The organism is Bradyrhizobium sp. Leo114 (assembly GCF_055229415.2).
In genome coordinates this window covers 1-19,072 of record NZ_JBUYEN020000060.1, presented here as the reverse complement: position 1 = coordinate 19,072, position 19,072 = coordinate 1, and the positions used below count along the sequence as shown (strand labels likewise).

The following is a 19,072-nucleotide window of genomic DNA, read 5'->3' as shown; positions in this document are numbered from 1 at the left end:
TCCTACTCCTCCCCCAGCTTCGGACCCGACGAATGACCGCCCTTGTCACCTTCCTTCAGGGTATGAGCGGCCACTTGTGCCGCCTCCCTCGCGTGTCTCCGCCCCGGGGAGGCGGTCACACGACCTGCGCCTGCGGCGGCCGCGCCGCTCGTTGTGCCGCCTGCGCTCGCACCCGAGGCCTGCCCCACCGATAAGGCGCCGCCTGACGTGCTCGCAGCCGAAGACGCCCCCGTGAGCGATGCGGCAGAACGGACGGCAGCCATCGAACCGCCCGCCGCAGCGCGCAAGCCACCCATGGCCGCCGCTCCGCCGCCGATCACGACGGCCGCTGCGCCTGCCGCCGTTCCGGCGGCGGCGCCGGCGCCAAGCTGAGGCGCACCTGAAACCAGTCCCGCTGCGATCCCCGGACCAAAGATGCCGAGGCCGAACAGCGCGAGCGCCGCAAGCAGCAGGCTCATGGCCGACGCAATGTCGATCGGTCGCGTCAACGTTCCCGCAAGCTGACCGAAGATGGTGGAGCCGATGCCGATGATGATCGCGAGAACCATCACCTTCACGCCCGAAGCGACGACGTTACCTAGCGTCTTCTCGGCTAAAAACGCAGTCTTCCCCCACAAAGCGAACGGCACCAGAATGAAGCTTGCCAGCGTCGTCAGCTTGAACTCAATCAGCGTGACGAAGAGCTGCACCGAGAGGATGAAGAACGCGAGCACGATCAGGATCCAGCAGAGCAGCAGGATCAGGATCGTCGGCAGATTGGTCAGGACGTCGAAGCCCGAGAATTGGCCGGTCTCCTCCAGCAACGGATGGGCCGCTGTGAATCCGGCAGCGGCGACAAAGCCCGGCCGCGCCAGGTCGGCAGCGCTTAAGCTGCCGCCGGAGGCCTTCAGCCCGATGCCGGAGAACGACACGAGGACGATATCCGCGAGGCTCTTGAAGTTGCCGATGATGAACGCAAAGGCGCCGATATAAAGCACCTTCTTGGCCAGCGTGACCAGGATATGGTCGTCGCCGCGCATGCTCCAGGCAAGTCCGGCGAGCGTCAGGTCGATGCCGATCAACGTCGAACTCAGGAACGAGACGTCGCCGGACAGAAGACCAAACCCAGAATCGATGTAGCGCGAGAAGGTCTCGGTAAAGCGGTCGATCACGGAAAGATCACCCATGGTGCCCTCGCCTACTTGCCGCCGGCGTAGGCATGGCCGTCGCCGATGAAGCGGATGAACCGCTCCTTCGCGGCAGCCGCCGACGCCTGCTGCTCGGCAGCGCGCAACGTGTCGGCGCGCGCTTGCGTTGCTAACAACGCCTGAGCCTGCAGCGACTGCTTGATCTGCAGGGCGAGAAGTTCATTGCCCGACTGCTGGGCCTGCAGGGAGCCGACCGCAGCAGACGACCTTGCCATCAGCGTCCGCAGCGTCTGCCCATCCTGGTCGAGCGTACTGACGATGGCCGATTGAACGGTGAGCGACTGCTTCAGTCCGTCGTAGCTGTTGTCCCAGCGTGCCGTCGCGTCCTGCACCATCTTGTCGGACGAGACGGCTGCCGCGTACTGCCGCGGATAGAGCCGCTGGAAGTCCTGCTGCGTCGTCTGAACATCGAAGGAGATGTTCTTTGCCTGGTTGATCAGGCTGTTCATCTGATTGATCGTCGATGTGAGCTGACCTACGACGCTCGTGGGAAGGCTTGCGAGATGCTTGGCCTGATTGAGCAGCGACTGCGCCTGGTTTTCGAGGCTCCTGATCTGATTGTTGATCTGCTCGAGCGCGCGCGCAGCGGTCAGGAGATTCTGGCCGTAGTTCGAAGGATCGAATACGATATCGAATGCGCCGAGCCGTCGCGACCCGTTCACGGCGATGACGAACGATAGTATCGTTGTTACAACAATTCTTGAGGTTGTACCCATGAACATGCGGCCGATAGTTTCGAGCATGGAAGACTCCAGGGATTGAGGGTGAGGTCAGGCCTTGTGGGCCTGTTCGAAGGTGCTGATCAGGTTGGCGGCCCAATGCAGACCGCGTTCGGCGAGGTAACGCTCGGCGAAATGGTGAGGCCCGGTGCGGGCCAGGACCGCGTCAATGGCGCGCTGATCCTCTGGCAAGGACGCCCCGACGAGCGCGAGCGCGACCGGTCCAAGGCCCAGTTCGAACAGGCGGTTGCCGGCACGGGACTGCAGATAGTAGTCGCGCTTGGGAAAGGCTTCTCCGATCAGGCGCACCTGCCTGTCATTCAGGCCGAAGCGCCGATAGGTCTCGGTCTGGGTCGGCTCAAGGGCACGGGGATTGGGCAGGAAAATCCGGCTCGGACAGGATTCGATGATCGCTGGCGCAATCTCGCTGTCGGCGATATCGGCGAGCGATTGCGTGGCAAAGATCACCGCCACGTTCTTCTTGCGCAGCGTCTTCAGCCATTCGCGAATCCGGCTCGCAAACAGCGGGTCGTCAAGAAACACCCAGGCTTCATCGAGCACCAGCAAGGTGGGCCGACCGTCAAACCGGCTCTCGAGGGTGTGGAAGAGATAAGTCAGAACCGGCGCCACCAGGCCTGGCAGCGTCATCAGCTCTTCCATCTCGAAGGTCAGCACGTCCGCCCCTGACAGTCGATCCGCATCGGCGTCGAGGAAACGGCCGTAAGGTCCCTCGAGCGTGTAAGGCTGCAGCGCCTGCCGCAACGTGTCGCGGGCAAGCAGCGCCACAAGCCCGGTCACAGTCCGCTGCGAAACCGGCGCGGAACCGAGGCTCCGCAGCGCCGACCAGAGCGTCTCCTTGACGTCAGGCGTCACGGTGACGCGCTCATGGGCCAGCACGCCGCACAGCCAGTCGAGCGCCCAGAGTCTCGCCCCCTCCTCCGCGACGTCCTTGAGCGGCTGAAATGCGATGCCGCCTTTGACACCCAGCTCATACCAGGCACCCGACAAGGCGAGTGTGGTCGCGCGTGCCGACCGCCCCTTGTCAAACGTGATCAGTTGGGCGTTTGGATAGCGCCGGAATTGAAGGGCGAGTATCGATAGCAGAACCGACTTGCCCGCCCCGGTCGGACCAACAACGATCGTATGCCCAACGTCGCCGGCGTGGAGCGACAGCCGGAACGGGGTCGCGCCCTTGGTCTTGGCAACCAGAAGCGGCGGTCCACCGAGGTGCTCGCACCGTTCAGGTCCAGCCCATACCGCTGACAATGGGCACATATGGGCGAGGTTGAGCGTGTGAACGATCGGCTGGCGGATGTTGGCATAGGCCTGGCCCGGCAAACCGCCGAGCCAGGCTTCCACCGCATTGACGCTCTCGCGGATCGCCGTAAAACCCCGGCTATTGATCACCCGCTCGACAGCGCGGATCTTCTCGTCCGCCTGATGCGAGTCCTCATCGTTTACGGTGACCGTCGTGGTTATGTAGCCGAAGGCAACTAGATCGTCGCCAAGCTCGGAAAGCGCCGCGTCAGCGTCGAGCGCCTTGTTGCTGGCGTCGGTGTCGAGCAACGCCGCCTGCTCGTTGAACATGACCTCCTTCAAGATCGCGGCAAGCGACTTCCGCTTGGCAAACCACTGCCGGCGGTAACGCGACAGTGTCGCGTTTGCCTGGGTGCGATCGAGCGGAATGAAGCGGGTTGCCCAGCGATAGGCAACGCCGAGCCGGTTCAGCTCGTCAAGCAGGCCGGGAAAGGTAACGTGCGGAAACCCCAGCACGGTCAGCGCGCGGAGATGGCTGCGGCCGATTGCCGGAGACAAACCGCCGGTCAGCGGTTCATCGCTCAGGAAGCAGTCGAGATAGGCCGGAATCTCGGGAATGCTAACCGGATGGCGCTTGGTCGAGACGCAGCTGTGAAGATAGGTGAGCGTCTCCGCATCGTTGAGGGGCCAGATTTCCGGCAGGACCGACGAGAGCAGATCGATCGCACGGTCGGTTTCCTGGACGAAGCGCTGGAGATGGTCGCGATAGCCCTGCTCGCTTCTCTCAGCCTGCCCGGTCTCGGCGTCGCGGACGTCGATCTTCGCTGGATCTTCGCCTTGATCCACCTCCGCGACCGATTGATGCCGATGACGGCGCCGGTGCCGCGTTGCTGCTCGATTCTTCTCCTTGGGACGCTCCAGGAACAGGCCCTCGAACCGCGAGACCCTCTCGGCCGGCGGCAGGTACATCAAGGTCAGATGCAGCACACTCTCAAAGTGCTGCCCCGCCGGGACGTGAGGGATCCTCCCATGTCGCCCCGGCAGTGCCCGCAAAGGCGGCGCGTCGCTCCTCATCAACCAGCCAGGACACCGAATCCGGAAACTCCGATCGCGGATATTCGCCAGTTGGGATACGCGTCGCATCAAAGAACAGAGCCCAGCCCGATCCAAAGCGCTTCAGAACGTTGTTGACCCGTGACGCGACGCTCATCAGTTCGGCCTCGGTCGCGCTGTCGAGGTCCGGTCCGCGGTAGCGGATCGTCCGCTGGAAGCTGCCATCCTTGTTCAGGATGACGCCCGGCGCGACCAGGCATACCCATGGCAGCCAATCGGCCAGCCGATACGCATTGCTGCGGAATTCTCTCAAGTTCAGCATGCGAGCCGCCCCTTGTGCTTGGTGTGCCGGATGGCGACCTCGACAAAGGCTGGATCGCGCTTGGCGAGCCAAACGGCCAAGCTGTGTCCGACGACCCAGAGCACGAGGCCGGCCAGCCAAAGCCGCAAGCCGAGCGCCAGCACGGCGGACAGGGTCCCGATCAGGATGGCGGCGGCGCGTGGCGCCCCGCCAATCAGGATGGGTTCAGTCAATGAGCGGTGGAGCACGAGTTCGAAACCTTCCGCGCGCATCAGATCAGTGCTCCACCGCCGAACGAGAAGAACGACAGGAAGAAGGAACTCGCGGCGAAGGCGATCGAGAGGCCAAATACGACCTGGACCAGCTTGCGGAATCCGCCGGAGGTGTCGCCGAAGGCCAACGATATGCCGGTCACCGTGATGATGATGACGGCAACGATCTTGGCGACGGGTCCCTGCACGGATTCCAAGACGCGTTCGAGCGGAGCTTCCCACGGCATGCCCGAACCGGCGGCGTGCGCCGCCGTGACGCCGAGGAGCACGCAAGCCGACGCCATGCCGAGCGTGACAAGTGGCAATCCGCTGACCGAGCAGAAGCCGCGAAGGCTCGAACGCAGGTTGAGAGGTAGTCGAATGGACATATTGCAGTCTCCTTGGGCTCAAAGACGGTGGGCAGTGTTTGGAAGTCCGGGCGGAGTCTCAAGCAGGTAGTCGCCTGACGGATCGAGGCCTTTGAGTTCGGCGACGGCCTCGATGCGCCGAGCGGGCCCCCTCCCCTTGATGAAGACGATCAGGTCGATCGCCTCGGCGATGAGCCGGCGCGGCACGGTTGCGACCGCTTCCTGAATGAGTTGCTCGATCCGATAGAGCGCAGCTCGGGCTGAGTTGGCATGGATCGTGGCAATTCCGCCCGGGTGGCCGGTATTCCAGGCCTTCAGCATGTCGAGGGCTTCGGCGCCTCTGACCTCGCCGACCACGATGCGATCTGGACGCAAGCGCAGCGTGGAGCGGACAAGATCGGCAAGGCTCGCTACGCCCGGCTTGGTCCGGAGCGCCACGGCATCCTTTGCGTCGCAGCGCAGTTCTCGGGTGTCCTCGATGATGACCACCCGCTCGTCGAGGCCGGCGATCTCCGCAAGAAGCGCGTTGGCAAGCGTCGTCTTGCCGGACCCGGTGCCGCCGGCAACCAGGATGCTGCGCGCCTCAGTGACCGCGGCGGTCAGCACCTTCGCCATCAGAGGCGAGGCAATCTGCGCCTTGACGTAGTCGGACAGACGGAACGTGGTCGTTGCCGGTTTGCGGATGGCAAAGCAAGGCGCGAGCGAGACCGGCGGCAAGAGGCCTTCAAAGCGCTCACCAGTTTCCGGGAGTTCCGCCGAGACGATCGGAGACGAACCGCTCGCTTCCGCCCGCACATGGTTCGCAACAAGCCGGATGATCCGCTCCGACTCCTGCGGCGTCAGGACGACGCCGGTGTCAGCGCGTCCCGTCCCATACCGGTCAAGCCAAAGCCTTCCATCGGGATTGACCATGACCTCGACGACATCAGGCTCTTCCAGAGCGAGCGCAATTGCGGGGCCCATCGCGGTCCGCAGCATGCCCCGGCGCCGTTCGCGGGTTTCTGGCGAGAGGAGATCAGACATTGCCGACCTCCTCTCGCCCTGCCGGAGAATGCTCCGGCGGCTCACCCGTCGCGCTCTGCGCGCGGGATTCAGTATCCCCAGTTTGGGCAGCCCCCAGAGGGGCGCCCTCCTCGAGGTTGCGCATGAAGAGATCCGGCTTGACGGCGCTGACACGGTCCATGACGTCGGCGACAAGCCGGCCGCCGGAGGCGACGCGTTTGCCGACTTGCGCGACAAACATCTCGAACCGCTCGCGGCCGAGCGCTCGCGCTGCATCCTGATCTTGGGACGGCAGCGGCGGGGTGATCGTCAGGTAGTAGCGGATGAAGAGCGCGATGGTCTCCGCCATCACCGACAGATCGCGATCGGCTCGATCGAGCTGACGGTTCATGCGATCGAGCCTTCGGATCAACGCCGCATCGCCGCTGGTGTCCCGCTCAGGGTTGAGAAAGCGATCCAGCGCAGCATCGACAATGGCCGATTTGTTGGATCCGGGACGCTTGGCGGCGAGTTCGAGCCGCTGCGCCACGCTATCGCTGACATAGGCCGACAGTTTCGGTTTCATCGATGGTACTCTTCAGAACGAGGGAAGAAGGTCGTCGTCGTCACGGGTGACGGCATGGGCACGTCGTACGGTGCTTGACGCGCTTGCTGCCTGCTGCATCTGGCTGCGGTCGGCGGCAACGTCGGTCTCGTCGTCGAGCAATCGCTCCTCGAAAGCGCGCAGCTCGTTCGCAGCGGGTGCGGCCTCGTCGAACAACGCCAATTGCTGCTTGAGGCCGCCTTCCTCGCCGCCCGTCTGCATGAGCTCGCGATACGGCAGGGTCGCAAGGCGAATATCGGTGGAGCGCACTTCGCCGCGCCAGTCATCAAGGCGAGCTGGCGGCCGATCGGCGTACGCATCGCCTCGCAAGGTCGGAGGCTGGCGCAGACGGCTGACGAAATTTGCGTCCTCATAGTGCCGCAGCTTGATTGCGCGGACCGGTGCGAGCCCCGAAACCAACACGATCGCCTGGTCTGGCGGCAGCTGCATCACTTCGCCCGGAGTCAGCAAAGGACGCGCAGTCTCCTGCCGGCTGACCATGACATGGCCTAGCCAGGGAGCCAGCCGATGGCCGGCATAGTTGCGCTGTGCGCGCAGTTCCGTCGCGGTACCGAGGGCGTCCGAAATCCGCTTTGCGGTGCGCTCGTCATTGGCGGCGAAGGCGATGCGGACATGGCAATTGTCCAGGATCGCGTTGTTCTCGCCATATGCCTTTGCGATCTGGTTGAGCGACTGCGCGATCAGATAGGCGCGGATGCCATAGCCGGCCATGAATGCGAGCGTGCTTTCGAAGAAGTCGAGCCGGCCAAGTGCGGGAAACTCATCCAGCATCATCAGGAGCTGGCGGTGCGTGCGGTCGCCTGTCTTGGTATTCAGCGTCTCGGTCAGCCGGCGGCCGATCTGGTTGAGGATCAGCCTGATCAGCGGCTTGGTCCGGCTGATGTCCGACGGCGGCACGACGAGATAGAGCGTGACGGGCTTGTCGGCGCTCACGAGGTCGGCGATGCGCCAATCACAGGATTCGGTGTTTCGGCTGACGACGGGATCGCGGTAGAGTCCGAGAAAGCTCACGGCGGTCGACAGAACGCCGGAGCGTTCGTTTTCGGACTTGTTGAGCAGCTCTCGTGCGGTCGCGGCGACGACGGGATGCACCTTCGGCTCCGCCTCGGTGCCGAGGTGATTGGTTGCCAGCATGATCCTGAGCGTCTTCTCAAAGGACTGCGCAGGGTCGGCCAGGATCTCGGTAACGCGGGTGAGCGTCTTCTTCTCTTCCGCGTAAAGGACGTGAAGGATGACGCCGACCAGCAAGGAATGGCTGGTCTTCTCCCAATGGGTGCGGCGTTCGAGCGCCCCCTCGGGGTCGACCAGGATGTCGGCGATGTTCTGGACGTCGCGGACTTCGGCCGTCCCCTTGCGCACCTCGAGCAGCGGATTGTAGCGGGCGCTTCGCGAGTCCGTGGGATTGAACAGGAGGCAATGCGAGAAGGTCGAACGCCAGCCGGAGGTCAGTTCCCAGTTTTCGCCCTTGATGTCGTGCACTACCGCCGACGACGTCCATGAGAGCAATGTGGGCAAGACCAGTCCCACGCCCTTGCCCGACCGGGTCGGCGCAAAGCACATGACGTGCTCCGGTCCGTCGTGACGCAGATAGTTGTTCTCGAAGCGTCCCAGGAAAACGCCCTTGGATGCAAACAGACCGGCTGTCTTGATTTCCTTGACCGTCGCCCACCGAGCCGAACCGTAAGTCGTCACCAATTGGCTTTGGCGGGCGCGCCACACCGAATTGACGATCGCAAACAGCGCGCCTGCGATGCCGCCGGCGGCGGCGATGGCTCCGCCCTCCTCGAATATCTGGGGCGCATAGGCCTCGTAAGCGAACCACCATTCGAACAATCGCCAAGGCAGATAGACGGGGTAGCCGACGATCAGAAACCAGGGCTCACCGAGGCGCTGCTGATAGCCGAGTGCAGCGGCGGTCCATTGCGTCGCGCCCCATGTCGACACCACGACGATCCCGAGCACGACGGCGATCTGACCGACATAGATTTTTGCTGGAAACATTCCGCTCGCCCCACTCACTCACCCCACGTGAGCGGCGCGATGAAAGGGACCAATGCGGCTTGAGTTCAATCGAAATAAAATTGGCGTTCCGAAAGCTAGAGCAACGTCGATCAAGCCTACGAAGGAGAGAACGATTTGCGTCCAGTCTCGGCGAGGTTGATCCAACGCCTCAACAAAAGGTGAGTGACCTGCTCAAGGCGGATGACTCTTGATGGGCACAAGAGCGTGCCGAGGCAGGCAAGGAACGAACCAGCGTGGAACCGGCAACCATCGCAAGCGATCAGGCCGATGCGCCGATTCGACGCCGGAACAGTGGTTAACCGCTCTTATACTCACCTCGCAAAGTGAGTATAAGCCGCTGGACGCTAGGTTCCATCTCCGTTATACTCAAACCGCAAACTGAGTATAACCCTGGAACCGCCATGCCGGCCCCTTCCCTGGTGAGCCAGACGACCTATGCCGAGCTCCTGGAGCGCACCGCGAACGCCGCCTTCCAGGACGCATTCGCGGACAACGGCTCGTTCACGGCCAAGAGCATCAATGGCCGCAAGTATTGGTACTTCCAGACCGGCACCGGTGCCGAGCGGTCGCAGCGCTATGTGGGGCCGGAGACGCCCGAGCTGCTGGACCGTATTGCTCACCATCAGGAAGTTCGCGAAGACGAGCGCGAACGCCGGGCGCTCGTGTCCACCCTCGTCCGCTCGTTCAGCTTTCCTCGCCCCATTCCCGAGATCGGCGACGTCATCGCGGCGCTTGCCAAGGCCGGCGTGTTTCGACTTCGCGGCGTGCTCGTTGGAACGATCGCCTACCAAGCCTATGGCGCCATGCTCGGCGTCCGCCTCTCCGCCGGCTCGCTCCAGACCGGCGACGTCGACATTGCCCAGTTCAAGAATGTCTCGGTGGCCGTCGAGGACTCAACGCCCCCTGTTCTGGACGTGCTGAAGGAAGTCGACAAATCCTTTCGTGCCGTCCCTCACGTATCTGATGGCCGGCGCGTGACCAGCTATGCCGCCAAAGGCGGCTTGCGCGTCGACTTTCTCACGCCCCACGAGGGCAAGGAGACCGGCCGCCCCCAAAAGCTGCCCGCCCTGAACACGGACGCCCAGCCGCTGCGCTTCCTGGATTTCCTGATCCGCGATCCCGAGCCCGCGGTCATCCTGCATGGCCCCGGCATCTACGTGTACGTGCCGGCTCCGGCGCGCTATGCCGTCCACAAGCTCATCATCTCCCGCCGGCGCCCGGAAGGGTTTGCAAAGCGCGACAAGGACCTGCAGCAGTCCGAGGCCTTGCTTTCGGCCCTGGCTGAAAAGCGTCCCCATGAGCTGAAATCCGCTTGGGAGGAAGCGCATGGTCGCGGTCCCAAATGGCGCCAATTGATGCTCGAAGGGCTTGCCTTGCTCTCGGCCACCGTTCGGGACGCGGTGCTCAAGACCATTGGCGCGCCTCGCTCGATCATTCCGGGCATCGATCTTTCCTTCGACAATCCTCCTGCGCGCTATGACTTGAGCCGCGACGTCGTGACGTTCCAGGGAAAGGAGCTCGGCGGCGCCGTCAACTGCGCCGTCAGCCGCGAAGCGCTGGACGACCATTTCGGTGCCAATGGGCTCGGACAGGAGGGGCGGGTGGAAGCGTTCCTCAAGAACAGGGCGAGGATCGAGGAGATCGCGCGCGCCAAATACCTCTCCTCGCCGGTCGACGAGCCCGGTGCCGTCCTGGTCAAGACCTCCGACGTCGAGAGTTTTTCGGCGCGACGGGCGCCCAAACGAAAGTAAGTCCCGCGTCATCGTCCGATCCCGCGCTTGATGCCGATCGCCCAGGAGATGCCCTCCCCGCCGACCTGACCGGTGACCAATTGCCCGCGCGCTCGCTCCAGCACCGGCCGCCACGGCACCAGCACGAACTCATGGGATCGCTCGATCAGGGCGAACCGCCCGCTGTTCAGGGTCAGCATGCGCCGGTAGACGCCCTCGATCTTATCGCCGGCCTTGACGTCGACATGTTCAAGGCTGCTGCGCGCGGATATGTCGGCCGCAGTCATTGCCAGTTCGCGCGCCTCGAGCGTCTCGAGCATGTTCCGGGCAAAACGCATCTGGCCGCCTTCCTCTCGCGCCAGCCCCTGCTCGATCAGCCATTGCCGTCTTGTTCGGAGCGCCGTCTCGACCTCCGCCCCAAAGCCGGTCGACGCGAGCTCATCGGGCTCCTTCCCAACAAGCTTGCGGTCGAGCCAGGTGGCACCCAGCGCCTGCGGCAGATCCTCGAGCCGTTGCCATGACAGCACCGCGGCCCGGACCGGATTGCGTGTTTGCTGAAGACTCTCGTACTGAAGCGCCCGGTCCAGATAATCCCGCCCCACGTTCCAGCTGCCATCAGCAAGGCGGCTGACCATCCCTTCGCGCCGCATAGCCTCCAGGCGCCGCACGTGGGATCCGACATATTCGCCGGATGCCTGCGGATCGAATTCCCGGTGCACACGGTCGCTGTAGACGCCGCCATGGCGAGCGGCGACGCTAGCGATCGTGCGATCGATTGCGCGCGGCTCAGCGGCGCGCGACCGGAGCTCCAGGATCGTGTTCCGGACAGGCGCTTCTTCGTTGGCACGAAGGCTACCAATCTCGACATAGTGCGTTCGTCCGTCCACCCCGTCGATCACGACATAGCGGCGCTCCGTCAGTTCATCGGCGAAGCCCTCGCCGACGACCCGCCCGACCAGGCGATGCGCGCTTCCTTCCGGATCGAAGATCGCATAGTCGCCTGCCGCCCGCGTAACTCCTGCCGCGGCCATCTCGCGGTGCATGGTCTTGATTATGTCGCCGCGTTCCCCCATGCGTCTGAGCTTCGGCTCGAGCTCAGCGTCGATCCGCCAGCGCCCCGGCTCAGTCTCGTTCGCCAACCCCATCCGCTCCAGGGTTCGCAGCCGTCCGATCCGCGCCGTTCGCCAGGCAGGCTCCCGTCCAGACAGCGCACCCAACTCAAGAGCTCCGCTAGAGGCATCTCGCAGGATGCTTCGGTCAAGCCGCGTCAGCCGCTCGGCCGTGATCTCCTGCTGAAGCTTACGCGCGATCTCGATTTCCGTTTCAGGACCGAGCTCTCGGGTGATGAGTTCCGCTGCCCGCGATCGGAAGCCATGAGCGATATAGTCGCGTGCGATGACGAGGTCGTTTCCTTCACCGTCCCTCCCGCGCAGGACGATGTGGGTATGGGGATGGCCGGTGTTGAAATGATCAGCAGCGACCCAGTCGACCCTGGTGCCGAGGTCCTGCTCCATCTGCCGCATGAGATCGCGGACGAAGGGTTTCAGGTCCGCCAGCTCCGCGCCGTCCTCCGGCGCCACGATAATCCGGAACTGATGGCGATCGCCGGCGCTGCGCTCCGCAAAGCTCTTGCCGTCGGCGCGATCGTTCCTGGCGTCGTATAGCTCCCCCAGCTCGCCCTCGCGTGTGACGCCGTCGCGCTGGACGTATCGCAGGTGAGCTCGCACGGCACCTAGGTCACCTGGCTTGATCCGCACGATCCGTGCCTTGATCACGACACGGCGCTGCCCCTGGCTTCGTCCGCGCCCGGCCAGCACCGCGCCTTGCGCGCGGCCGCGGCCGATGCGGCTACCGGTAAACGACGAACCCGCCCGCGCACTGGCACCGGCCTTCGTCGCCTCCTGGCGGACGCGTCGAAGATAGCTGGTCGCTCTCCTGGTTTTGCGGTTGCCGATCCGTCCGAGCTTTACTTCGAATTCGTCGTCGTCGACGCCGGCCATGAGCAAGTCCCCGTTGCAAGAGCGCGGATATGCGAACCCTGCGCTCGGCTGCCAAGCCGCAGACGCAATCAATGAGCGCGATCGTTGCTTTAGAACTCGCTTGGCGACATCGCGGCTAGCCGTGTCGCCAACACTTGGATGTGCAGACAATGGCTTAGGCGCCCCATAGCGCCAGTGCTTTTATCTTGCCCTCCCGCTTAGCTGCCCACTGATTGCTTCACGCTGGATAACGGATCGATTTGTAGAGCATCGCTGCGCGGCGATACGGCGTTCCGCAACAGGCGACGGCACCTTCGTCCAAGTTGAGAGCGTGCAAGCTTGAGCGTAAAATCCGTTCCCGGAAATCGCCGCGTCGGCCTCGCGAAGCCGTCCGTGTCCTCTAGATCTCCGGAAACAGGCGTGGAAACAGCACGTCGAGCGCAGCAATCGGAAAGCGCAGCGACACCGGCCCCTTGGGCGTTTCGGACGCAAGAAGACCGGTCGCGACGACGTCGTTGAAGACGCGCCGTGCCGTCCGTTCGGGCAGGCCGGTGATGCGCGGGACTTCGCCGCGCTCGAATTGTCCGCGTATGAGCGCTTCCTCCAGAAGACGGGCGGCTTCAGGCTTGAGCTTCTCGCTGCGGTCGACGAAACTCCGCAATCGCTGAGCCAACGTGTCGATCTCGAACAAGCCTGACATGAACGTCACCTGATCGAGGCACACGCGCAGGAACCAGAGAATGAATTCGCTCAAAGCGCGTTGCGAGAGGTTGCCACGGCCATCGAGATCGCCCTGCCGGGGCGTGTCGGCGTGGTCCATCATCCGCCTGTAATCGCCTGGGCCGGTAAGACCACGTGCCAGTCCGCGCGAGACCGACCACAGCCCACGGGCTCCGATGCCGGCCTGATGCGCCATGGCGTGGCTCATCAGGCGGCTGACACGACCATTGCCGTCCGCGAACGGATGAATGTAGTTGAAGCGATGATGCGCCGCTGGAATGGCGATGATCCGCGCCGCCTTGCCCAGGCGTTCGAAGCGATAACGCTCCGCGAAATATTCCATAAAGGCCGCGACACGCTCGCTGGAAGGTGGCTGATGCCGGCCGACCGCAACGTCGTGCTCGTTTCGCGACCGCCAGGTGCCGGGCTCCATCGTGAACTCGGTGCCATTGCCGCAGATCCGAAGCATTTCGGGGGAAGCGTCGCGATAGAATTCGCGATGGAGCCAGAGAATGAAATCGATCGAGGCCGGTTCAGGCAGGCGATTGTCGAGCGCCATGGAATCGATTTCGGACTGCACATGGACGTGGGCGGCCGCCTCGATCTGCAGATTGCGCCGCCCTTCGTCGTTGTCGAAATGACCGCCGATCGCGCGTTCGATATCCCGTGGCCGGGTGTTATGACCTTCGATCAGGTTGCTGTAGTAGGTGTTCATGATCCGCACGAGATCCGCCAGATGGGCCGCGGTCTGCGGATGGAGCGCGTAACCGAGCTTGGCGGTTGCCGCCGAAAGCTCCGCCACCACGTCCGAGATGGCTTCGGAAATCTCCTCCAGCCTAGCGGGCTCGATGCGTTCGACGGTTTCGAGACGTAGGTTCATGTCGGCCGATTTTATGTTATGCTAAGGCATTAAAAATGAATAATTTTCTTCTTGATGGCGGCCGCTTTGGCCGATCCTGTGGCCGATTTTAGCGAGAAGCTTGGAAGTCAATTTTGGCCGATCCATAGCTCATATAAGTAATTTAAACAACTGAAGAAAATCCTACCTGATGGCTATTTTGGCCGCTTACTTGGCCGATCCCGCGAGATCCCGCCGGCTGCCCGCCCGGGGCACCCGGCTCCTGCGGCACATGATGCCGCGCTCCGCGGTGACTGTTAGAGCATGATCCAAAAACGTGGAAACCGGTTTTCCCTCGCGACAAAGGCAAAGCGTTTGCGTGGGAAGATCATGCTCAAACAAAGAGGGATGACGATGCGAAGAAAAGTCACCCGGCTTTAGCCTGCTGGATTCCAGGTCCAGATCGGCCGCGCCACGCCGACAATATCGCACCTCAACACCGGCCCGAAATATCGCGAGTCGAACGAATGCGGGTGTGGCTGCAGCAGAAAGAACTCGCCCTCGACGAGCCTCAAGCACCCCTCCCAGGCCGGCAGCGGCCGCCCGTCGCGGTCCTTGTCGAGCACCTCGGCGATGACCTTTCCGTTGATGGCAATGGTGCCAATCGGGTCCTTGGCGCGGCAGACTTCGTCACCGCCGATAGCGGCGACCTGTTTCAGCAGCGGCACCGGCACGGGCAAGATTTTGTGCGCGATGATGAACAATTCGATCGCCGGCGGCGGCTTGAATACTGCGAGCTCACCGCGCTTCGGCAATCGTGGCTCCAGATAATAGAAGCCCAAGGGCGCGCTGCCCGAGGCGTTGTAGATCAGAAGCGGTACCGCGGGTGCGGACGACACCAGCATGGCAATGATGCCGGCGCACATGGTCGAGAGAACGCCGACCTGGCGCGCTAGTTGGGTGCGATCAATCGGCATTGGAGGTCGACCTCCGCTTGTTGGCCTGCGACCATTCAACGAGATCTTCGATGTGGTAGCGGACATAGCGTCCGTGCTTGCGGTAGGCGGGCCCTCGCCCCTGCACCCGCATCTTCTCCAGCGTGTTCTTGGTGAGCCTCAGCCAGGCGGCGGCCTCGACGGTATTGAGGAACGGCTTGTCCGGCACCTTTTCTTCATTCTTGGTCATTTCGACGCTCCCTATTCCATACCTCCCTGGGGTTGAGGTAGGAGAGGAAGCGTCGTCTGATTGTGAGCGGTTTTGGGAGTGGTGAAGATGAGAGGCGCCCGTTTCGCCATCCCGCGCGAGCCAAGCTCGTCAAGCGGGCGACGATCGGCGTGCACAAGACCGGCATCCGACAACGGCCAGCCAAGTTCTAAAGTAGCTTCAGTTCTGATTGAATCAGAACCGAAGCCCTCGATTCCTGTTTTGATGCGTGTTCTTCACGCGAGCCGGTACCGACTTCGCTTGAAACGTTCTAATACAGCAGATCGCGATAGCCGCCCTTCATCAACTCGGTTCCCTTGGCGACAAGCCGGCGCGTGCGATCCTTGAGAAACTGACTGGGACCGAGCCATTCCTCGGCAACTTTTTTCTCTCCGAAGATCGTGATCGCGATCTGCCGGTAGGTCTTGCCGTTGAGGCTTTCATCGAGCGCGATCAGCGCGTGATGGAGGCGTTCATCGCCGCTTCCCGCCTGCCTTGGAACCGTTCTCACGTCAGCTTCAGTGAAGCGCTGCAATCGCTTCAAGAGCTCGGTCTGCGCCGCAAGGTCAGCAAGGTCGTGCAGTTCGAAGACCGGCGCAAAGGAGGCGGTCAGGACGGAGAGGCCGTGGATTTCGACGGCGACATAGGCACCGTTTCCCTTGATCAGCACGAGTGGAATGCCGTCCACGTTAATGACGGCCCTGCGTTCGACCTTGAAGCCGGCCAGTGAGAACCGGGCGGCGTCTGCATCTGACCCCGGCTTCCGTGCATCCAGGCGGACGATCCGTTTCAGCGCATGGGCGTGCCAGAACACCGGCACCTTGGGTGCATCCAGCCCCGGGTCGGCAAAGGCGGAGAGACCCCATTTTTCGGCGCGGGGAAAGCGTCGCGGTAGCCGCAAGACCTGCGTGCCGTCCTTCAAGGTAATGCAGGGCAGATGTCGCGGAACGGCGCTGCGCCATTCGCCGATGTAGTCGGGATTGCGGCGCAAGAACTCCCAGGCCCAGTCGCTGGCGTCGAAGCCTGTCGCGTCAAGAGACGCGGCGCGGGCGCCTTGGCGCGCTTGATTGCTGGCGTCGTTCAGAACCGCCCCCGGGACGCTGACGTCTTCTCGAGCCGATCGTTTCGATCAAATGGGGCGAGAGGACGGCCCCCGCGAGCAGTTGTCGCGGGGGCCGTTTGGCGTCAGTCCGCCGGGTTCCAGATCAGGGCGAACACGCTGTCGTCATCCTGGCCGGCGGCGCGGCCGAGATTGGCGTAGAGCTTGCGCGGACCGAACTCGGGCGCGGCGAGCGACAGGCTCACATAGTCCCTGCCGCTGTTCTCGCCCCGGCGGATCCAGCCCGCGCCGATCTCGACGCCCTGGGTCACGACGCGGAAGTCGGGATGGGTATCGGCGGTCTTGTCCCGGTTCGGGATGATGTCGATGTCGGCGCGGATGGAGACGGTCCGGAGCTGGCCCTTGTAGCTGCCGTTGTCGTTCTTGGTGACGTATCCGATGGCGGTCATGGTCTTGTCCTCATCTGTTGTTCGCGAGGAGCCGATCCCCTCGCGATGGCGAGACCGTGATGGCGGGCGCAACGCCTTCGAACCCGCATCCACGCGGGGCAGAGCGAATGCGGAGCACCCGAGCCGGCAGCTTTTTTGAGAGCGAAGCGGCCGCGAGGAGCCGGAACTGTTCCGGCGGGGAAAAAAGCCGACGGTGAGGGTTTTGAAGAGGCGGGGCGCTTGCCATAGGTCTGTTTGCCACGCGCAGGGAGATCGGACCCGCAGTCAACGGATAAGGACAAGGCCCTGCCCGATCGGGCCGTCGCAGCGCGACATGCGGCGAGCAAGACCAGCACAGGACCGTTTCCATCCGCGCCGACATCGACCTCATCCCGAACCGGACGACAGCGAAAAGCCCTGCCCTGTTTTGCGGAAGAACACCGCGCGACGTCAGCGCAAGGCCGGTTCGCAGCCGTGAGAACGGCGGCAGGGACAATGTGAGCCTGTCGCCCAAAGCGCCCGTGTCGGCCTCCGCACGCGCCCTGCCGATTTCGTGGGGCGCTGCATCGGGTGACGACAATGTTTCGTCCTGATCTAAAATCCCGCGGACTGACGCCATCACCGCGGTGACGACTGCTTGGCGGGGCCATTCTGTCGCCCTGACGCATGATCTTTTCATGCGGGACGACTCCACGCCATTCACGCGGCGCGATGAGGGCCTCCCGATATCAAGCCGGCAAATTCGATGCTATGCTTTCTTCATGCAGGCCGATTCACGGGGCCCGCGCCTTGATGATTTTCTTTGAACGATTGATGGAAGGCCCCATGGCCAAGAAAGCGAAAAAGGCGAAGAAGACCACCGCGAAAAAAGCCAAGAAGAAAAAGAAGTAGTTCGTTCGCCGACGGGCCCGACGGCCTGTTCGCGCTACGCGTCGGCGTCCGGTGGAATCCGCTGTGACCACCATCTTGATCGCCTGGTCAAACGGGTCGCGCCGACGGCGGGGACCGACCGACATTCAATATTTGCCGTGAATGTGTCGGCGGTGGAGAGCCGCCGGCTAGACATGATCCGATGAGATGGAATCGGACCATGATCTCATCTCTCTGTTTAAGCATGATCTTCCCACGCAAACGCTTTGCGTTTCTCGCAGGGAAAACCGGTTTCCACTTTTCCGGATCATGCTCCAAAGCGAGCCTCCCCTGTTGATAGTCGCAATCGCGGACTGATATTGTCTGATCTGGTCAGTCGCATTCGGATCGATCTTCAACTGCCATGCCGTTCTATCGTCCCGAGGCAAACGATCTCGGCTCCGCCGATGCCGCCGGTTTCTCTCCCGAGGAGGTGCCACGCGCCGTCGTCGCCGTCGGCGTCGACATGGTCACCAAGGGCATGGAGATGGCCATTCACGCGCATCGGAAGGCCCAGCTTGTCCTGACCTTGCGGGGCGTCGTCAGGTGCGAAGCCGACCAAAGCGTCTGGATCGTGCCGCCGCGCTGTGCGGTATGGATTCCCGGCAATCTTCCCCACAGCGTGACCCTCGCCGGAAATGTCGAGGTATATCTTCTGTTCGTCGAACCGGATGCGGCCTCGCCGCTGCCCAGGCAATGCTGCACGCTGTCGATCTCGCCATTGCTGGAGCGTTTGCTGATGCACGTCACCGAGATGCCGGTCCTGTACGATGTCGACGGCGCCGACGGCCGGATCGCCACGGTGCTGCTCGACCAACTGTCTGTAGCGCCCGTCGAGAAGCTGAACTTCCCGATGCCGGTCGACGCCAAGCTGCGCAAGATCGCCGCCGCGATGATGGCCGATCCCTCCGACCGCGCAACGTTAGACGAGTGGGGCCGGCGCATGGCCGTTGCCCCGCGGACCCTGACCCGCGCCCTGAAACGCGAGACCGGCATGAGCTTCGGCCGCTGGCGCCAGCAGCTCCATATCCTCATTGCCCTGCAGCGTTTAGACCAAGGGGCGTCGGTCCAGACCGTGGCGCTCGATCTCGGCTATGAGGGCGCGAGCGCCTTCGTCACCATGTTCCGCAAGGCCCTGGGCAAGCCGCCCGCCCGATATCTGTCGGAACGCCGCATCGCCGCGTGATCTCCGTCGTATCGCGCGAAGCCCCACGCGCGCACTGACCGGAAATCGCAATATATTGTCCCGTTTGCGGAATGCGGTCAGGCGGGCGATCTCCTATCCTGCCTCTGAGCACTGACACCCCTGGCGCGCCGGCTATCCGATTCACACATTTTTGAGCCTCAAAGTGGTGCCGTATTTGATGCGACGGAAGGCTTCGAGGCCCAGGCGCATCACCTTTGGACCAGGCTTTCCATAGTAGGCGGTCCATCCTCCAAG

18 protein-coding genes are annotated in these 19,072 nt (G+C 63.1%); 2 read left to right on the top strand and 16 right to left on the bottom strand.

What is annotated here, in order from left to right:
- Window positions 1-2 precede the first annotated feature (2 nt).
- The 9 genes from trbL to ACZIRK_RS39205 form a co-directional block, all read right to left on the bottom strand.
- Window positions 3-1,166: a P-type conjugative transfer protein TrbL gene (gene trbL / locus ACZIRK_RS39245; protein ID WP_474419334.1), complete on the bottom strand. Its 1,164-nt coding sequence runs from the start codon at window positions 1,164-1,166 to the stop codon at window positions 3-5.
- A gap of 11 nt (window positions 1,167-1,177) precedes the next feature.
- Complete coding sequence (gene trbJ / locus ACZIRK_RS39240; RefSeq protein WP_474419333.1) at window positions 1,178-1,930, bottom strand: P-type conjugative transfer protein TrbJ; 753 nt, start codon at window positions 1,928-1,930, stop codon at window positions 1,178-1,180.
- Between the two features lie 27 nt (window positions 1,931-1,957).
- Complete coding sequence (gene trbE, locus ACZIRK_RS39235) at window positions 1,958-4,150, bottom strand: conjugal transfer protein TrbE (protein ID WP_474419332.1); 2,193 nt, start codon at window positions 4,148-4,150, stop codon at window positions 1,958-1,960.
- Window positions 4,151-4,154: 4 nt separating this feature from the next.
- Entirely contained in the window at window positions 4,155-4,538 is a 384-nt protein-coding gene (locus ACZIRK_RS39230) for a hypothetical protein (RefSeq protein ID WP_474419331.1), read from the bottom strand.
- The gene (locus ACZIRK_RS39225; RefSeq protein WP_474419330.1) at window positions 4,532-4,789 is read right to left on the bottom strand and encodes a VirB3 family type IV secretion system protein; all 258 of its coding nucleotides are present in this window, start codon (window positions 4,787-4,789) and stop codon (window positions 4,532-4,534) included. The genes ACZIRK_RS39230 and ACZIRK_RS39225 overlap by 7 nt, the downstream gene beginning before the upstream one ends.
- Window positions 4,789-5,073, bottom strand: coding sequence for a TrbC/VirB2 family type IV secretion system protein (locus tag ACZIRK_RS39220; protein WP_474419347.1), 285 nt, complete (start codon window positions 5,071-5,073; stop codon window positions 4,789-4,791). The genes ACZIRK_RS39225 and ACZIRK_RS39220 overlap by 1 nt, the downstream gene beginning before the upstream one ends.
- A gap of 102 nt (window positions 5,074-5,175) precedes the next feature.
- Window positions 5,176-6,159 carry a P-type conjugative transfer ATPase TrbB gene (gene trbB, locus ACZIRK_RS39215; protein WP_474419329.1) on the bottom strand — a complete coding sequence of 328 codons (984 nt, stop codon included), beginning with the start codon at window positions 6,157-6,159 and terminating at the stop codon, window positions 5,176-5,178.
- Window positions 6,152-6,703, bottom strand: coding sequence for a CopG family transcriptional regulator (locus ACZIRK_RS39210; RefSeq protein WP_474419328.1), 552 nt, complete (start codon window positions 6,701-6,703; stop codon window positions 6,152-6,154). The genes trbB and ACZIRK_RS39210 overlap by 8 nt, the downstream gene beginning before the upstream one ends.
- Window positions 6,704-6,715: 12 nt before the next feature.
- The gene (locus ACZIRK_RS39205; RefSeq protein ID WP_474419327.1) at window positions 6,716-8,743 is read right to left on the bottom strand and encodes a conjugal transfer protein TraG; all 2,028 of its coding nucleotides are present in this window, start codon (window positions 8,741-8,743) and stop codon (window positions 6,716-6,718) included.
- A 422-nt stretch (window positions 8,744-9,165) separates the two neighbouring features.
- Here ACZIRK_RS39205 and ACZIRK_RS39200 point away from each other — a divergent pair, with 422 nt between their 5' ends.
- On the top strand, window positions 9,166-10,515 hold the full coding sequence (locus ACZIRK_RS39200; RefSeq protein WP_474419326.1) for a GSU2403 family nucleotidyltransferase fold protein: 1,350 nt from the start codon (window positions 9,166-9,168) through the stop codon (window positions 10,513-10,515).
- A gap of 8 nt (window positions 10,516-10,523) precedes the next feature.
- On the opposite strand, the gene rlxS is transcribed toward ACZIRK_RS39200, so the two are convergent.
- From rlxS to ACZIRK_RS39165, 7 genes are all read right to left on the bottom strand, one after another.
- Window positions 10,524-12,494, bottom strand: a complete 1,971-nt coding sequence (gene rlxS, locus ACZIRK_RS39195; protein WP_474419325.1) for a relaxase/mobilization nuclease RlxS — start codon at window positions 12,492-12,494, stop codon at window positions 10,524-10,526.
- A 379-nt stretch (window positions 12,495-12,873) separates the two neighbouring features.
- Window positions 12,874-14,073 (bottom strand): Fic family protein, encoded by a 1,200-nt coding sequence (locus ACZIRK_RS39190; protein WP_474419324.1) that lies wholly within the window; start codon window positions 14,071-14,073, stop codon window positions 12,874-12,876.
- 395 nt (window positions 14,074-14,468) lie between these two features.
- Window positions 14,469-15,008 carry a S26 family signal peptidase gene (locus ACZIRK_RS39185; RefSeq protein ID WP_051397182.1) on the bottom strand — a complete coding sequence of 180 codons (540 nt, stop codon included), beginning with the start codon at window positions 15,006-15,008 and terminating at the stop codon, window positions 14,469-14,471.
- Window positions 14,998-15,216, bottom strand: a complete 219-nt coding sequence (locus ACZIRK_RS39180; protein WP_028168173.1) for a helix-turn-helix domain-containing protein — start codon at window positions 15,214-15,216, stop codon at window positions 14,998-15,000. The genes ACZIRK_RS39185 and ACZIRK_RS39180 overlap by 11 nt, the downstream gene beginning before the upstream one ends.
- Before the next feature lie 289 nt (window positions 15,217-15,505).
- The gene (locus ACZIRK_RS39175) at window positions 15,506-16,318 is read right to left on the bottom strand and encodes a DNA -binding domain-containing protein (RefSeq protein ID WP_474419346.1); all 813 of its coding nucleotides are present in this window, start codon (window positions 16,316-16,318) and stop codon (window positions 15,506-15,508) included.
- Between the two features lie 101 nt (window positions 16,319-16,419).
- Window positions 16,420-16,743 carry a DUF736 domain-containing protein gene (locus ACZIRK_RS39170; protein WP_028168174.1) on the bottom strand — a complete coding sequence of 108 codons (324 nt, stop codon included), beginning with the start codon at window positions 16,741-16,743 and terminating at the stop codon, window positions 16,420-16,422.
- 752 nt (window positions 16,744-17,495) lie between these two features.
- On the bottom strand, window positions 17,496-17,738 hold the full coding sequence (locus tag ACZIRK_RS39165; protein WP_165421205.1) for a hypothetical protein: 243 nt from the start codon (window positions 17,736-17,738) through the stop codon (window positions 17,496-17,498).
- A gap of 257 nt (window positions 17,739-17,995) precedes the next feature.
- On the opposite strand from ACZIRK_RS39165, the gene ACZIRK_RS39160 reads away from it, so the two are divergent.
- The gene (locus ACZIRK_RS39160; protein WP_130230479.1) at window positions 17,996-18,817 is read left to right on the top strand and encodes an AraC family transcriptional regulator; all 822 of its coding nucleotides are present in this window, start codon (window positions 17,996-17,998) and stop codon (window positions 18,815-18,817) included.
- The last annotated feature ends 255 nt before the right edge of the window (window positions 18,818-19,072 follow it).

Excerpts from the sequence above, each read along its gene's own strand:
- ACZIRK_RS39170 (WP_028168174.1), bottom strand. The coding sequence starts at position 16,743 with ATGACCGCCATCGGATACGTCACCAAGAACGACAACGGCAGCTACAAG.
- ACZIRK_RS39225 (WP_474419330.1), bottom strand. The coding sequence starts at position 4,789 with ATGCGCGCGGAAGGTTTCGAACTCGTGCTCCACCGCTCATTGACTGAA.
- trbL (WP_474419334.1), bottom strand. The coding sequence starts at position 1,166 with ATGGGTGATCTTTCCGTGATCGACCGCTTTACCGAGACCTTCTCGCGC.
- ACZIRK_RS39210 (WP_474419328.1), bottom strand. The coding sequence starts at position 6,703 with ATGAAACCGAAACTGTCGGCCTATGTCAGCGATAGCGTGGCGCAGCGG.
- trbJ (WP_474419333.1), bottom strand. The coding sequence starts at position 1,930 with ATGCTCGAAACTATCGGCCGCATGTTCATGGGTACAACCTCAAGAATT.
- ACZIRK_RS39220 (WP_474419347.1), bottom strand. The coding sequence starts at position 5,073 with ATGGCGTCGGCTTGCGTGCTCCTCGGCGTCACGGCGGCGCACGCCGCC.
- ACZIRK_RS39160 (WP_130230479.1), top strand. The coding sequence starts at position 17,996 with ATGCCGTTCTATCGTCCCGAGGCAAACGATCTCGGCTCCGCCGATGCC.
- rlxS (WP_474419325.1), bottom strand. The coding sequence starts at position 12,494 with ATGGCCGGCGTCGACGACGACGAATTCGAAGTAAAGCTCGGACGGATC.
- ACZIRK_RS39185 (WP_051397182.1), bottom strand. The coding sequence starts at position 15,008 with ATGCCGATTGATCGCACCCAACTAGCGCGCCAGGTCGGCGTTCTCTCG.
- ACZIRK_RS39190 (WP_474419324.1), bottom strand. The coding sequence starts at position 14,073 with ATGAACCTACGTCTCGAAACCGTCGAACGCATCGAGCCCGCTAGGCTG.
- ACZIRK_RS39165 (WP_165421205.1), bottom strand. The coding sequence starts at position 17,738 with ATGTCGGTCGGTCCCCGCCGTCGGCGCGACCCGTTTGACCAGGCGATC.
- ACZIRK_RS39230 (WP_474419331.1), bottom strand. The coding sequence starts at position 4,538 with ATGCTGAACTTGAGAGAATTCCGCAGCAATGCGTATCGGCTGGCCGAT.
- trbB (WP_474419329.1), bottom strand. The coding sequence starts at position 6,159 with ATGTCTGATCTCCTCTCGCCAGAAACCCGCGAACGGCGCCGGGGCATG.
- ACZIRK_RS39205 (WP_474419327.1), bottom strand. The coding sequence starts at position 8,743 with ATGTTTCCAGCAAAAATCTATGTCGGTCAGATCGCCGTCGTGCTCGGG.
- ACZIRK_RS39180 (WP_028168173.1), bottom strand. The coding sequence starts at position 15,216 with ATGACCAAGAATGAAGAAAAGGTGCCGGACAAGCCGTTCCTCAATACC.
- ACZIRK_RS39200 (WP_474419326.1), top strand. The coding sequence starts at position 9,166 with ATGCCGGCCCCTTCCCTGGTGAGCCAGACGACCTATGCCGAGCTCCTG.